Origin of the sequence: Catenovulum sediminis, from assembly GCF_007289895.1 — a bacterium.
Taxonomy (GTDB): Bacteria; Pseudomonadota; Gammaproteobacteria; order Enterobacterales; family Alteromonadaceae; genus Catenovulum; species Catenovulum sediminis.
Map to the genome: position 1 here is coordinate 267,398 of NZ_CP041660.1, position 15,198 is coordinate 282,595.

The window sequence follows — 15,198 nt, forward strand, 5'->3', positions numbered from 1 at the left end:
CCACTATAGTTGAAATATTTGAATATAACTAAAATGGGTAAAAATGGGCGTAAAGCTAGAAGTTAATTCAGTACTCTGTACCGAGCAAAAATATGAGTTAAAAGTGGGTAAACTTTACCCGTTTAATATCCCCGGTAACCGCTTTTTTTCTAACGAAACCCCTATTTGGTTAACCAACCTCAACTGGTTGCCGCTTGCAGAAATTAGCATCATTTCACAAACACTTGAAAACAACGGTTTAACTGGCCGCTTTAGAGTAGATTATTTATATCAAGGTGACGAACAGCAAACTTTAGCCAACATTTTTAGCCGTATGTATGTTGGTTTAAATGATCCTTTCATCTATTTGATAGCGAGTGAAGCAGAGTATCAAGCAAGCCAAATAAGTGGCCAAATTATCAGAGACAGTTTGCAAGCAGAAGGGTTTATTCACGCTTCACCTAAAAGCCAGCTAAACCGTGTAGCAAATAAGTTTTATAAAAATACCCAATCACCCCTTATATTAGTGGTAGACAAAACAAAAATAACCTCCCCAGTAAAATGGGAGCCAGCGAAAGGCGGTTTATACCCGCACATATACGGGCCGTTAAATATTGATGCGGTTGTAAAAACAGAAGCAATCGCGCTTAACGAGTCTGGCGAATTTTTCATTGATGCACATAGCAGGATCCTCTAATGTCATATTCCCCGATAAAAACAGCCATAGTAGGCTATGGCTTTTCAGCCAAAACCTTTCATTTGCCATTTATTACAACCCTACCAGAACTATCGCTTTGCGCGATTAGTAGCAGCCAGCAACAGTTAGTGACGACCGAACAACCGCAAGCCAAGTATTTTGCCAGTGCCGAAGCTATGCTAGAACAAAGTGATGCCGAGCTGGTGATAATAACGGCCCCCAATAATGTGCATTTTAAACTGGCCAAATTAGCGCTTGAAAACGGCAAACACGTTATTGTAGAAAAACCCTTTGTGCTAGATGTGGCAGACGGTGAAACACTGGTTAAACTGGCAAAAGATAAAGGTTTAAAACTCAGTGTATTTCATAACCGCAGATGGGATGGCGATTTTTTAACGATACAAAAATTAATTGCCGACCATAAAATTGGTGAAATTAAACATTTTGAAGCGCATTTTGATCGTTTTCGTCCAACCGTACGTGACAGATGGCGTGAACAATCAACCGAAGGAGGTGGCATTTTATTTGATTTAGGCCCGCATTTGCTTGATCAGGCATTGCAGTTATTTGGTAAACCCACTGCAATAACCGCCCAGTGCCGCAGCATGCGACCTAACTCTAAAAATGTCGACTATTTTAATATTATGCTGCACTACCCTGATTTTTACGCCCAATTACATGCCAATTTGTACAGCTGCGAACCCAACATTCGGTTTAATATTTTGGGCAGCGAAGGCAAATATCAAAAATTTGGTCTAGACCCACAAGAAGATTATTTAAAAGCCGGCATTATGCCAGATAAAGCCGAATGGGCAGACGAAACGCCAGAAATGTACGGCACCGTGTATAAAGAAGGACAAGCCGCAGAAGTAATACAAACCGAACGCGGCGGCTACCAACACTACTTTAAAACCATGGCCGACGCCATCCGTTTAAATAAAAACGAACCGGTAACCGCCGAGCAAGCACTGGAAAATATAAAACTAATAGAACTTGCCATAAAAAGCAGCGAACAAGGCAAAACCTTAACCGTATAAAAACAAAACAACACCGCGACTTACCCCCAAAATGTAAGTCGCAGCTTCAATCCAACAAAAAACACAACACTCAACTTGAAACTCGAACCTTAAAACTTGAAACTCGAAACTTGAAATTCGCCACTCGAAACTCGAAACTCGAAACTCGAAACTTGAAACTTGAAACTCGAAACTCGAAACTTGAAACTCGAAACTCGAAACTCGAAACTTGAAACTCGTAACTTGAAACTCAAAACTCAAAACTCGTAACTTGAAACTCGTACCTAAAATGTAGGTCGCGGCTTCAGCCCGACAAAATCTCCCAACAAACACCCATTCCTACAACCTCAGCCTCATAACTTGAAACTTATAACTCGCTACTCTAATCTCATCGCCCGCTGCTCGCTGCTCTCAACTCAACCCCCGTTCACGTTAATATTCATTTATCACACAGACACGCGTAAATATATCCCTATAGCTTTACCGCAGCATCCATGCTGCGAAAGTCTGCTTAGATAAACTGAACATCAACCCTCACTCAAATCCTGCACACTTGCACTTAAAACATACAACTCGAACCTTAAAACTTAAAACTCGAAACTCGTAACTTGAAACTCGAAACTTGAAACTTGAAACTTGAAACTTGAAACTTGAAACTCGAAACTTGAAACTTGAAACTTGAAACTCGAAACTTGAAACTTGAAACTTGAAACTTGAAACTTGAAACTCGAAACTTGAAACTTGAAACTTGAAACTTGAAATTCGTACCTAAAATGTAGGTCGCGGCTTCAGCCCGACAAAACAAGTGTCGCTAAAATCTGACAGCGCACACTCTAATTATGGACTGCGCCTAAACTAAACATTTCTAAGCTGCCTGTGCGGCAGTGAACCCAATAATGCAATTATTAATACGCCTTTTTAGAATTGGCTGCGTGAAAAAACACCAGCAACAACATTAACTTAATTTAAATATTAAATTTACATTATGAACTTTTACAAACAAGTGGTATACATAATGTATACTTTTCTCAGAGCTATTTAGAGGTACTCTGATATCGTGACAAAAAATTTAGAATCGTCTGATTTACACCAACATTACGCGACACACTTAGGGAATGTCACTAAAGATAATCAGATTATTGCTACGGGGGATATACGCAACACTGCGGGCGTGCTCGTTGCGGCCAAAAATACGCGAATTAACCAACAAATCGCTGAAAAAATAGCGCGCCATAAACTGTTGATCCCTTTAGAGCAACAAATTGCCCTAGAAAAAACCTGTAAAGTTGAGCAAGAGCTCTTTGCATTGCCGTCTCACCCTGAGGTGAAAGTTTTGATTGAAAACGGTGTTGGTGTCGAGCAATTCCAAAATCACGGCAAGGCGCTAAAGTACTATCCGTTGTTATTACAAAAATTAACGGTGCTGAAAGCAAGCTATCCTGAAATATATAAAAAAGCGGTAATGGGTGCATACGTTGCGCTGTTGATCAGTTTAGAACGCAATTTAGATGTTAAAACAAGCAGTAATATATTTATCGCAACCTTGGTACGTGATATTGGTCTGTTACATATCGAGCCTAAAATTGTTATGGGCACTGGTGTTTTATCTGCCCAAGACTGGTTAATGTTACAAGGCCATGTGTCGATAGGTTATCACTATGTAAGGTTAGAAAATAATATTCCAAACGTGATCCCTAGGGCGATTTTTGAGCATCATGAAAGGTGCGATGGTTTTGGTTACCCTAAGCAAAAATTTGAGCATCAGTTGTCTTTAGAAGGGCAAGTGGTTGCTTTTGCCGACAGCTTTATAGGGATGTTTTATAAATATATTTTCGCTTTAAAATACCCGTTTAAGGCGCTGTTACCGATAATGCAGTTTAACGCTGGTGCACATGGTATAGAAAATACCGATGCGTGCATTCGCTTATTTGGTAAGTTGGTTAAGTCTTATAAGCGTATTCACAGTAACCAAGAGTTAGCTGTTTTGTCGGCTAAAATTCCGCTACGCCATAAACATATTAACGAGTGGTTTGTGCAAGCTGAAATACTCAATGCGGGCCTGTCTTCGGTCTATTCTGGGGCCGCAATAGTACGTTCTACTGAGCGGATTAGTTGGTTAAGACGTTTGCTGACACGTTCTGGTATTGACGATAACCGTTTTGTTAATTGGCTTAAAGAAGTTGATTTTCAATCAATATCAGACAAGGAGGTAGAAGAAATTGAGCAATATGCACTGATGTTAAATGAAATGTCTTGGCATCTAAATGAGCTACGTAAAGTTTTTTCTTTAATCATCACTCATTTACAAGGGCCTGAGGAACAAGTGTCAGAATACAAAGATATATATAGGATCTTAAAAGCGATGATGGGACATTTTAAAGCGGATTTACTCTAGCTCTATTACTAGCTTTATTACTATCTTTAAATTACACCCGCTTTGCTAACGATAAACGCTAAGCTATTTAACGGGTGTATGTGTAAAGTGTTCGCTTGTTTTACAGGTTTGGTAAATTACGGGCGTAAAATATTTCCTGTGTTTCTTGCTGTAGTTTGCGTTTCGCGTCTTCTAATTCGCTGTCGCCTAAATCCTCTACGCCTGTACCAAACAAGTGTCGGCTGACGTCAAAGTCTTTTAGTACCATTTTGGTGTGGAAGATATTTTCTTGATATACATTCACATCAATCATGTTGTACAGCTGGTGTATATCTTCTGACATGTAATTTTGAATCGAGTTAATATCATGATCGATATAGTGTTTTACACCATTTACGTCACGCGTAAACCCACGGACACGATAGTCTATGGTGACAACGTCTGAGTCAAAAGAGTGAATTAAGAAATTTAACGCTTTTAGTGGCGAGATAATGCCGCAGGTAGACACTTCTATATCAACCCTAAATGTACTGATGCCATTTTCTGGATGGCTTTCTGGATAGGTGTGCACACAGATGTGGCTTTTATCCAAATGCGCTACAACTGAATCTGGCAGTGGCCCCGGCGTTTCGTTGTTGTCATATTGATTTGCGTTTAGTACCGGTTCTTCACTAATCAATATTGTAACACTGGCCCCTTGAGGCTCGTAATCTTGACGCGCTATGTTAAGTACATTTGCACCAATAATATCGACAACTTCACGTAATATATCGGTTAAACGATCGGCATTATACTGCTCATCGATATATTCGATGTATTCGCTTCTGTGTTTATCTAATTTCGCCCAGCTAATATCATATATTGAGAAGCTTAGGCTTTTAGTTAAATTATTGAAGCCGTGTAGTTTGATTTTTTGTGCAGGTTGTGTCAATGCGAGTGCACTCCATGGTTTAAAATTTCGCGTATTCTAGTGAAATTTTGCTTTGATAAAAAGCAATATTATTTGATAAATGCCGAGTCAAACAGATTTTTTATCAATCCGGCAAATTCAACAACAAACGCTTCTTGCGCTTTAGTCGCCGGTTGATCGAGTCGTCTGGATAAAAACTCTTCTAAATCAGTCACGATTGCGTCGGCTTCGCGCACCACGTCAAGGCGTGTGTCTTGATCTAAGCCATCGTGCTGCGCAAAAAATGACATAATCTTTTGCGCGATATGTTCTTCAATTAGATCACGTACAGATTTATCTATCGTTTGTTCACTGCTATCCGGCTGGAATAAATCCAAATTTTCGGTGAAATAGGATACCAGTTCGATATAAGCCTGCGATTCTGTGACCATGTGACCCTCTGCTACTACTTTTAAGTTGGTGTTGGTTATTCGCTGATTATTGTAACGAATAACCTGTATATCACAACTTAAACTATTTATAGTGCGCTATGCGCTTTTTTAATTCTGCGCACCGCTTCTTCTAACTGTGCTTTGGCGCATGCAAAGTTGATGCGTGCAAATTTAGGTTCACCAAAGTCTCTGCCCGGTGATGGGCCTACACCTGCATGCTCAAAGAATTCTTGCACATCTTCTACCGGTAGTTCTGAGCAGTCAATCCATGCTAAAAAGGTTGCTTCTGCTTTTACCATTTTCATGCCTTTTAAGGCATTAATTTCTTGATATAAGTAGTCGCGATTTTCTTTTAAATAGGCTAGCAGTGCTTTATGCCATTTATCCCCATGTTTAAAAGCGGCTTCTGTTGCGACGAGGCCTAATACTTGTACCCAGGGTACGATGCCCATTGCTGCATTTCTAAATTGCATGCGAACGCGGCTATCTGGAATAACGGCAAATGATGCGCCTAAACCTGCAATGTTAAATGTTTTACTTGGCGCCATTAGGCTGATGGCTTTGCCGGATATCTCTTGCAATGAGGGCGCTGGAATATGTTTAACGCCCGGCTCTAAGATGAGATCACAATGAATTTCGTCTGAGCATAGTATGACATTGTGGCGTAAACATATTTCGGCAACATGCTTAAGTTCGCTTTCTGTCATCACTGAACCGCATGGGTTCATTGGATTGCACATGATAAATAGTTTAGTTTTCGGATCAGCTGCTTGCTTTTCTAGCTCGGCCATATCCAGCTTCCAAACGCCGTTTTCGAGTACACTTGGAATATCAACCCGCTCACATTGGTTAAGCGATGGCGCTTTTAATAAGGGTGGATAGTTGGGTACTTGAATCAGTATTTTATCACCTGGTTGACAATAGGCTTTACAGGCTACGTTGAATGCGGGGACTACGCCTGGTGTCCAGACTATCCAGTCGGGCAAAATGTGCCAGTTATGTTCTTTTGCAATCCACTCACAGGTTGCCTGATTCAGTGATTCGTAAGGCAGTGTGTAGCCCAGTATGCCGTGGTCACACCTTTCTTTGATTGCATCGATAATTTCTTGCGGCGGCTGAAATTCGGCATCGGCAACCCACATTGGGATAATGTCCTGATCTTGATATTTATCCCATTTAAATGAATGAGTTGGTTTTCTGTCTATAATTTTGTCAAAGTCAAAAGACATTTTTTTCTTCGCCTCTAATTTCTTTTACTGGCTTATTTCAAAGTGTTCTGGTTTGTAAATAAACCCTTGATAGCCATCAAAATGATATTCTTTTAAGATTTCCAGTTGGGCTTCATTTTCTACCCGAGTTGCAATTACCGCAACGTCTAAGTTGTGAATGGTAGTACATAATGAGCCAACAAAATAGGCGTCATCTTTGTTGCTGAGCGCCATTTGTGTATATGCATGGTCGATTTTAACGTAATTTGGATGAATTGACTGCAAATAACTTAACGATGAAAAATTACGACCGACTCTGTCTACACCAAATTGAATGCCCATATTTGTAAACTGATAACACAAGTTTTCGATACGCTCTCGGTTATAGATGACACTTTCTTCACTGAATTCAAAACAGATGTGCGCGGCTAAGTGTGAGTTAGCACGTATAATATCAATTAACCATAAGATGAAATTTTCATCTTTTAGCGCACTGGCTGTCAGGTTGATGGCATAAGATTTATCTGGGTGTTTGTTGATATGTGCAAAGATGGTTTCGATGACTTTTTTATCAAATACTTGGCCAAGTTCATATTCATCTAAGACAGATATAAATGATGCTGCATTAATTGAACCTAAATCTTTTAATTTTAACTGCGCAAATGCTTCAAAATGCAATGTATCTTGTGGTTTATTAAATTCAATGACAGGTTGCCTAGAAAAGCCTAGGTTAGCGTTGTTAATTGCGCCTAATATTTTATCGCGTAACTCGGTTTTAACTAAGGTACTGGCGGTATTTTCTTTGTTCTGTTGCACGATATTAATGTGCTTGGCACTTTGCCTTGCTTGTTGCAAGGCTGAATCAACCATACCCATTAGTTTGGTAGCTTCAGTTTTTTCTTTAACGACCACGGTGCCAATATAGAATATTGGCTCGTCATAAAACTGTTTGGTAAAGTGTGGTGATTCTAACGTTTGTTGCAATTGTTCTAATTTATACTCAATTGCTTGTAAGTCAGCGCCTTGTACTAATACTGCAAATTCATTCACTGATAATCGGCAGGCTACGTGACCATTGTCGGGGTTAAACACATTTAATAGCCGTTGTGCTGCGGCTTTTACTACGTCATCTCTTTGTGTGAATCCATCGCGTTTTTTAATAGTCTCCAACCCATTGAGTTCGAGCAGTAGTACTGAGCCATGCGCTGATTCTTCTAACCATGCATTGAGCTGTCGATTAAAAAACGAGCGATTCCCTAGCCCTGTGGTGGGATCTTGAAACGCTTGTTGTTTCAGTTTGTCGTGTAATCTTGCTTCTTCTTGAAATTGTTCTTTTAGTTTTTCTGTCATTTTGTTGATGGCTTCGGTGACTTGCTTAAGCTCTTTTGTTGCGGGCAGTTCTAGTGCATTACCGAATTTTCTTTCTTGAATTTCTTGTGCTTTTTTCTGTATTTTTCTAAGCGGCCCCAACAAGACTCGAATACCAAAGCCAGTAAAAATAATTACCGCAATCGATAAACAGAAAATCCATATAAACATGGCGGTGAATGCTTCCCATAATTGTTTATATGCAAATCCGGGGTGTCCTTTTATTTTAAGTGTACCTGCTTGCATCCAGCCGTCTGTGATTGTGGTTTCTTGTTGTGGGATATTTAATAAATCTAAGTTGATAAACCATTCTGGCACACCTGCAATACGTACCGGATTTTTTCTTGATATGGTTTTTTCATCTACAAAGGTTTCCAACTCAATAGATTCATAAAATCCACCATCAAAATAAGTATTGATGGTAGATTCAATCATCACTTTGTCATCACTTTGTAAATGCGGTTGCAGCGCCATACTTAATGACGTAGACGTGTTATTTAAGTCTGACTCTAATTGGTTCGCTAAGTAGTTTCGTGTAGAGTTAAATTCTAACCACAAAACACCTACTAAGTTCAGCGAAAAGCAGACTATTATCATCAGCAGAATTTGTCGAAACAAAGTCATAATATCACCTGGTACTATTTAAATTCAGTTAATTGGTAGCGTTTACTGAGGTTATCCCAGTGGTCTAAACGCTCAGAACTGCCAACAAGTTGCCCTTTTCCTTTTTGTTTATTAAGCCACAGTTGTTGACCATTAAAAGAGAAAATGGGGATTAAATCTCTTCGTTTTATCGCCGGTTTAATCTCGCCGTCTAAGTTGTCTAATATCAAAGGCATGGATTTTGGAGTTTCATAGTAAGCTAATACCATATGAAATTGATTTAACCTGACTGCTTTTACGTAGGTTAGGCGCAATTTGTCTATCGGCACGCCTAACTCTAATAAAGTAAAATATTTGGCGATTGTAAAGTCTTCGCAGTCTCCGCCTTTGCGCCCAATAAATTCTAGTGGGGTGGCCCAGTAGTCTTCTTGTTTCCACATGATTTGGTCGTCAACAAAATCAAATAAATTGAAAAAAAGATTGACTTTTTTCAATTTATCTTTGTCTGACAGATGTTGGTTATTCTCTACAATATTGCGCCATGCATTAGCTCGTTTGCCGGCATCTTCGCCGTATTTTTGCACAACGTGTTGTATTAATTTGGCCGTATTGAGCTGCTCAGCAGCCCATACTGATATGAGGGTTAGAATGATAAAGCTGGCGGTAATTAATTTACCAGCCAAGCGCTTCATAATTGTCAGAATTTTCAGTTTCCATTTCGCTGTTTTGCGCTTCCATAATGTAGATGTGCCACTTGAGTTCTGCTTCGGTGACTAAACTTTGTGCTACAAGTTCGACTCTTCCGTCGTCATCATTTTGCGTATTTGCTTGTGCACTTTCCTGATAAATCATTTCAACTCTACGATTTAATCTTTGCGCTTCTTCTGTTTCATCAATCACCAAAGGCATTTCTTCGCCCATTGCTGTTGCGTCGATTGCGTCTTTCTGAATTTGGTATTTTGCGGTTAAGTAGCCAATGAGTGCTTGTGAGCGTTGCTCGCTTAATGCTTGGTTGTAGTCATTTTCGCCGTGCATTGATGCGTGACCACTCAGATATAATTTACCTGTGCCCTTGCTTTTATATGCGTTTATAAACTCGCTTATTTTTTGCTGATCTAGCGCGTTTAACTTGGCACTGTCATTGTCAAAATAGACAATGAATACTTTGTCACTGGGCGTTTCTACCGTATTTTCTGCACTGATGGTTTTTAATGTTTCACCTGCTTGTTGTATTGATATTTTGCTAAATAAATTCGGGTATTCTTTTTGAATAAGTGACAATATTAACTGGCTTCTTTGGATGTAGTGAACATTATTTTTCTGCTCGTTTTTTATCACGATTGACCATTTGTAATCTGGGTTTAAGCTTGATAAAAAGTCATGTGCAGCACTGAGTGAAACCTCACCCCATTTCGCTTCTTGATACTGAAAATATAAGCGGGTCTGATGTTCTTTTAAGTTATCTACCAGTGTTGAGCAACCATAGTTGTCTACTTGGTGCCCGACTTTAGTGTCAGCACACATTTCGCGTGCTTTTATCACGCCGTCTAAATCACTGTCGTTTAGTCGTTGGTAACTGGATTTAGAGATGTTTTGCCATTCAGGCCGATCTCTATAGGATTCAAGATTTAATACACTGCATGCATTTAAAACAATAAACAGGCTTGATGTAGCAATTAATTTTAGTAGCTTAGTTTGCATTTCGCGCGACCTGCCAATACTCTTGAGGGTTTATTTCCAGTGCTTCTAATAAGCGCCCCATTGCGTTTAATACACGATATTGTGCCGTTATATAGGATGCTTCGGCATTGACATAAGATTTTCTGGCTTCAAATAGTTCGTTTTCAGTATCCAGTAAGTCGAGCAAAGTTCTGCGCCCCAAATCAAATTGCTTTTTATATGCTTGTTGCGTAATGTAACTTTGCTCTACATGAATTCGCAAAAATTCTAGCTGTTGCTGTATTGAGGTCATCGCATTCCAAGATAATTTGGCCCCTTCTAATACTTGCCTCTCGGCTTGGTGACGAATTTCTTTTGCTTGTTCTATTTGATATGCAGCGTTGAGCTCTGCGTGCCGGTCTGTTCCGCCTCGAAACAGGTTATAAGTTACTACGATATCTGCTCGGGTTTCATCACGAAATGCATTGTCTGATCCTCGGTCATCCACTTTTGATTTTGATACTTCAAATGTAACTCGCGGATAATAGGCCGCTTTTGCGGTTTTCAACTGAGCCTGTGTTGCTGCTATATCTGCTTTTGCTAGATAAAGCGTTGGGTGTTGTTCTTTTGATTGATTTAACAAATCACCCAAGCTAGTAGGTATTTTTACTTGATTGACTTTAGGTACAATAATTTCATCTGCAGACTCGCCAATAATTGCTTTGTATTGCGCTAAGACGTCTTGCAAATTATTTTCTGCAGCAAGCGCGCTGGCATGTGCTCGGGCCAGTCGCCCTGACGCTTGCGACAATTCTGAATTAGAGCCTAACCCACTATCTGCTCGCATTTTTATTTGTTCATATATTTCCTGATGTGAAGCCAGGTTTTTCTCTGCCAGCGTTTTTAATTGCCGTTCCCGATATACTGCTAAATATGCAGATACTGCATCTAATGCTTTATTTTCAGCCGTTTCTTTTAGCGCATAATATTCAGAGCGCATTTCCTGTTCGGTGCGCTTAACTTCATTGCGGGTAAAAAAGCCATCGAATAAGACTTGCTCTAAACTGATACTATATTCAATTGGTTTTGTTTGTTCATCTTCAATACCGGCTCGTGATTCTGGTGTGTTTTGCCTACCCTGCCCAATATTTGCGCGGGCATTTATATTTGGATACCAAGCACCTTTACTACCTTTATGTTGGTGGTAAGCAGAGCGATATCTATTGTAAGCGGCTTTTAGTTCTGGATTCGTATTAAAAGCCGTTGCTACAGCTTCTTCAACCGACTTTGCATAACTAACAGAAAAACTGATAATCCAAATATTGATAGCCAACAAAATATGTGTGCGCATATTCAATTTTTTCAATTGTGACGCTTCCCCAATTCTTTTTTTTGCATTTAATTATTATCTTTCGCGCATTGCATTTTGCTTAGCCCTAACGATTGGCTTAAGTATATAATCTAACACGGTTTTCTTACCAGTTAAAACATCAACTGTTGCTGTCATTCCCGGAATTATAGGTAATGGGTTGTCTTTGCTATCGTAATAACTATCTTCTGTTCGTACCCTGATGAGATAAAAGCTGTTTTCTTTCTCATCTTGTATAGTATCGGCACTGATATGCTCTACTGTACCTTTTAATCCACCATAAATCGCGAAGTCATATGCGGTTAATTTTATCACGGCAGGCAAGCCCGGTCGCAAAAATGCGATATCTTTAGGTAAAATTTTTGCTTCTACTAATAAACTATCCGCCATCGGTACTATTTCTAACAAATCCATACCTGGCTGTATTACACCGCCAATCGTATTAATGTTAATAGTTTTAATAGTACCTTTGACAGGTGAATAAACGCTCGTTCGTGTTAACCTGTCTTGCGATGATACCAAAGCCTCGTCTAGTGATGAAAGTTCTGTTTCAGCTTTCGATAGCTCTTTTTGCACTTCACTTCTGAATTTAAGAATAACTTCTTTTCGTTTATTTAGCGATTCTTCTATTTCTGCACGAATTTTAGGCTTGAGTAATCTATTGCTTTCAAGCTCTCCTTTTACATCATTCGCTGCGCGTTCTAGTTTAATAAGTTCAACTTCTGAAACCACGCCTCTGTTTGCCAATGGACGGGTTAAATCCAATTCTTTTCTGACTAAGTTGTAGCTTCTTTCGGCATGATCTATTTTTGACTCTAATTCAGCGAGTTGTTGTTTTTTCTGTGTAACTTGCTGTTCTAGTATGCTCACCTGATTTTCTAAATTTCTAATTCGCTCGTTATATAGTGCTTTTTGCCTGCTAACGACTTCGGGGTTGGTTTGCATAATATCGCCAAATTGCAATACTTTGACCTGAACGGCATATTGATTACTTAAGCCACTTTCAACTTGGATACTTTCAAGCTCAGTTCTTAGGCGAATAATTTCAGCTCGCAAGCTATAGGCTAACGCTTCTTGTTCTCGGTACTCTGATAAAAATCGTGTTTCATCGATACTAATGAGTTTTTCGCCTGCTTCTACTACATCACCTTCTTTTACAAAAATTTCTTTTAGTATCCCACCTTCTAAATTCTGAATGACTTGCACTTGTTGCGAGGGTATCACTTTGCCAAGGCCAACTGTGACTTCATCCAGCTTTGCAAATGCCGCCCAAACAATAATGGTTGTTATAAACAATGCAACAATGTAAATGACTCTGCGGCTGGCATTGGGTGTCTTAGTTAAAAGTGCTGCGTTTAAGTTGTTAATATATGGGATTTCTGATTCTGGTATTTTTTTTGTCATTGCATTTATGCCTGTGGGTATTTAACTTGCCCGCATCTGAGCTGCTGTAAAACCTGATCGCGTGCACCATCTGCAACTATTTGTCCGCGTTCCATCACAATAACCCGGTCAACCAATTCCAACATAGATATTTTGTGTGTTATTAAAATAAATGTTTTATCTTGTGCTAATACGGCTAACTTTTGCTTCACTTGTTGTTCTGAGTAATTATCCATGTTTGAGGTTGGTTCATCCAAAATCAGTACTGGCGGGTTGAATAATAATGCACGAGCCAGCGCTACAGCCTGCCTCTGCCCGCCTGATAAATACGCACCTTTTTCGCCGACTTGCCTGTCTAGCCCATCTGGGTCAACATTGGTAAAACTGGTCACGCCTGCAAGGCGCGCTGCTCTTAATATTCGTTCATCTTCGACATGCGGTACACCCAGTGTAATGTTGTCTCGGATAGAGCCATAGAATAGGTTAATATCTTGCGGTAAACAGCCAATTTTTGTTCGTAAATCGGCAGGACTTATTTGGTTGATATCAATTCCATCTAAGCGGATGGCTCCGTCTTTTGCCTGATAAAAACCTAACAAAAGCTTTTCTATAGTCGATTTACCAGCACCAATTCTTCCAATGATTGCAACTTTTTCTTTCTCTTTGATGTTAAAACTGATGTTTTTAAGCACTTTGTTGTCGGCTTCTGGATAAGCAAATGAAACTTGGTTAAATTCTATGTTGCCGTCAAAATAGGGTCTGTGAAGGTATTTTTCTAATGATTCATCCGGCAGTTGCATAATGTCATCAAGCGTTTTTAATGCTGATTCTGCTTGATTGTATCGCGTTGCCAATAAAGAGATTTGTGTAAATGGCTGCATCACTCGATTGCTCAACATCACCGCGGCAATCAAAGCCCCCATGCTAATATCGCCTTCGCTAATTAAAAATACACCGACGACAACAACCAGAACGGAAGCCAATTGTGTCAAAAAGCCGCTCACTGAGCCGACTGTAGTCGCCAGCTTTTTAATGCCGATATTCCAACTTGAGATATTGCCGATAAGCTCTTCCCATTTTTGTTGGAATTGACTTTCTGCGCTATTAAGTTTTAGTGTTTCTATACCACTTAATGTTTCAATTAAGTGTGCATTTTTCATTGTGCTGTATCGACTGCCTTCTTCGACGAGTTGCCGCATTTTGTGTTTTATCCATGCTGAATAAGTCAGCATTATGATAATCGCAACAATTGGAACTATCGCGATAGGGCCTGCAATTAATGCGACAACCGTGATAATAATTATTGAAAATGGTATATCAATCAATGTGGCTATGGTCGCTGAAGTAATAAAGTCTCGTATTGAATCGAACTCTTGAATATTTCTAGCAAATGCACCGACAGATTGTGGTCTTGATGCCATGTTCATGCGTAGGGTTTTTTCAAATAATCTGCTGGATAGAATAACGTCAGATTTTTTGGCTGCCAGATCTAATAAATAGGAACGTGTCTGCTTTAGTATAAAATCAAAAACCATAACGATAATCATACCTATGGTCAGTACCCATAAGGTATCAATGGCAGAGTTAGGTACGACTCTATCGTACACATTCATAACAAATAATGGTGTGCTGACCGCAAATAGATTGATGAAAAACGCAGCGATTAACGCGTCTTTATAAATAGGAAGATTATCTTTTAAGGTGCTCCAAAACCAATGCCCTTTGTTTGTTTTTAGAACTTCTGGCGATCTTTCGTCAAACCTGTAGCGCTTTTTAACCAGAAAGCAAAAACCGGTATAAATCTCTGCGAGCTCTTGCAGCGGTATTTCATCAAAGCCATCGGTTAGTTCAGGCCATGCTATTTTTGCTGTGTCTCCGTCAATTGATATTAAGGTACAGTTTCTATTCTCAGTTAGTAATAGTATGCACGGCAGTAGTAACTTAGAAATGTTTTCTAGGCTTTTTTTTACCAATTTTGCATCTAACCCTGCTCGACTGGCAGCTCTGGGTAATAGCTCTGGCGTTAATTTACCATCAATGAGCGGTAAACCGGCTCCCATTACTTGAGCTGAAAACGGGGTACCATGATATTTACTTAAAAAAGCCAAACTCCCTAACAAGGGATCTGTATGTTCAGCGGCTAATTGCAGCGATTCTTGTAATCGGTCTCTTTGCTCAGACATAGTTATATTTATTTTTTT

Annotated in this window: 12 protein-coding genes; 3 read left to right on the top strand and 9 right to left on the bottom strand. The window is 39.5% G+C overall.

Annotated elements, in window-relative coordinates; translation table 11 throughout:
* Window positions 1–43 precede the first annotated feature (43 nt).
* From FNT16_RS01100 to FNT16_RS01115, 3 genes are all read left to right on the top strand, one after another.
* Window positions 44–676 carry a DUF952 domain-containing protein gene (locus FNT16_RS01100; RefSeq protein ID WP_143869814.1) on the top strand — a complete coding sequence of 211 codons (633 nt, stop codon included), beginning with the start codon at window positions 44–46 and terminating at the stop codon, window positions 674–676.
* Entirely contained in the window at window positions 676–1,713 is a 1,038-nt protein-coding gene (locus FNT16_RS01105) for an oxidoreductase (RefSeq protein ID WP_143869815.1), read from the top strand. Before FNT16_RS01100 ends, FNT16_RS01105 begins: the two co-directional genes overlap by 1 nt.
* 1,036 nt (window positions 1,714–2,749) lie before the next feature.
* Window positions 2,750–4,087: an HD-GYP domain-containing protein gene (locus FNT16_RS01115; RefSeq protein ID WP_143869816.1), complete on the top strand. Its 1,338-nt coding sequence runs from the start codon at window positions 2,750–2,752 to the stop codon at window positions 4,085–4,087.
* 100 nt (window positions 4,088–4,187) lie between these two features.
* Here FNT16_RS01115 and speD read toward each other — a convergent pair whose 3' ends face one another.
* The 9 genes from speD to FNT16_RS01160 form a co-directional block, all read right to left on the bottom strand.
* Window positions 4,188–4,997, bottom strand: coding sequence for an adenosylmethionine decarboxylase (gene speD / locus FNT16_RS01120; protein ID WP_143869817.1), 810 nt, complete (start codon window positions 4,995–4,997; stop codon window positions 4,188–4,190).
* Between the two features lie 68 nt (window positions 4,998–5,065).
* Window positions 5,066–5,407: a DUF3802 family protein gene (locus FNT16_RS01125; protein WP_143869818.1), complete on the bottom strand. Its 342-nt coding sequence runs from the start codon at window positions 5,405–5,407 to the stop codon at window positions 5,066–5,068.
* Window positions 5,408–5,493: 86 nt separating this feature from the next.
* Window positions 5,494–6,636: a MalY/PatB family protein gene (locus FNT16_RS01130; RefSeq protein WP_143869819.1), complete on the bottom strand. Its 1,143-nt coding sequence runs from the start codon at window positions 6,634–6,636 to the stop codon at window positions 5,494–5,496.
* A 24-nt stretch (window positions 6,637–6,660) separates the two neighbouring features.
* Window positions 6,661–8,607: a bifunctional diguanylate cyclase/phosphodiesterase gene (locus FNT16_RS01135; protein WP_143869820.1), complete on the bottom strand. Its 1,947-nt coding sequence runs from the start codon at window positions 8,605–8,607 to the stop codon at window positions 6,661–6,663.
* A 14-nt stretch (window positions 8,608–8,621) separates the two neighbouring features.
* Entirely contained in the window at window positions 8,622–9,278 is a 657-nt protein-coding gene (locus FNT16_RS01140; protein WP_143869821.1) for a transglutaminase-like cysteine peptidase, read from the bottom strand.
* Window positions 9,259–10,287, bottom strand: a complete 1,029-nt coding sequence (locus FNT16_RS01145; RefSeq protein WP_143869822.1) for an OmpA family protein — start codon at window positions 10,285–10,287, stop codon at window positions 9,259–9,261. The genes FNT16_RS01140 and FNT16_RS01145 overlap by 20 nt, the downstream gene beginning before the upstream one ends.
* Window positions 10,277–11,611 carry a TolC family outer membrane protein gene (locus FNT16_RS01150; protein WP_185976655.1) on the bottom strand — a complete coding sequence of 445 codons (1,335 nt, stop codon included), beginning with the start codon at window positions 11,609–11,611 and terminating at the stop codon, window positions 10,277–10,279. Before FNT16_RS01150 ends, FNT16_RS01145 begins: the two co-directional genes overlap by 11 nt.
* A 39-nt stretch (window positions 11,612–11,650) precedes the next feature.
* The gene (locus FNT16_RS01155) at window positions 11,651–13,018 is read right to left on the bottom strand and encodes an HlyD family type I secretion periplasmic adaptor subunit (RefSeq protein WP_143869824.1); all 1,368 of its coding nucleotides are present in this window, start codon (window positions 13,016–13,018) and stop codon (window positions 11,651–11,653) included.
* Between the two features lie 5 nt (window positions 13,019–13,023).
* On the bottom strand, window positions 13,024–15,180 hold the full coding sequence (locus FNT16_RS01160; protein WP_143869825.1) for a type I secretion system permease/ATPase: 2,157 nt from the start codon (window positions 15,178–15,180) through the stop codon (window positions 13,024–13,026).
* Between the last annotated feature and the right edge of the window lie 18 nt (window positions 15,181–15,198).

Bases quoted from the DNA above. Each gene is read 5' to 3' on its own strand.
- FNT16_RS01100 (WP_143869814.1), top strand. From the start codon at position 44: ATGGGCGTAAAGCTAGAAGTTAATTCAGTACTCTGTACCGAGCAAAAA.
- FNT16_RS01105 (WP_143869815.1), top strand. From the start codon at position 676: ATGTCATATTCCCCGATAAAAACAGCCATAGTAGGCTATGGCTTTTCA.
- FNT16_RS01125 (WP_143869818.1), bottom strand. From the start codon at position 5,407: ATGGTCACAGAATCGCAGGCTTATATCGAACTGGTATCCTATTTCACC.
- FNT16_RS01130 (WP_143869819.1), bottom strand. From the start codon at position 6,636: ATGTCTTTTGACTTTGACAAAATTATAGACAGAAAACCAACTCATTCA.
- FNT16_RS01135 (WP_143869820.1), bottom strand. From the start codon at position 8,607: ATGACTTTGTTTCGACAAATTCTGCTGATGATAATAGTCTGCTTTTCG.
- FNT16_RS01140 (WP_143869821.1), bottom strand. From the start codon at position 9,278: ATGAAGCGCTTGGCTGGTAAATTAATTACCGCCAGCTTTATCATTCTA.
- FNT16_RS01145 (WP_143869822.1), bottom strand. From the start codon at position 10,287: ATGCAAACTAAGCTACTAAAATTAATTGCTACATCAAGCCTGTTTATT.
- FNT16_RS01155 (WP_143869824.1), bottom strand. From the start codon at position 13,018: ATGACAAAAAAAATACCAGAATCAGAAATCCCATATATTAACAACTTA.
- FNT16_RS01160 (WP_143869825.1), bottom strand. From the start codon at position 15,180: ATGTCTGAGCAAAGAGACCGATTACAAGAATCGCTGCAATTAGCCGCT.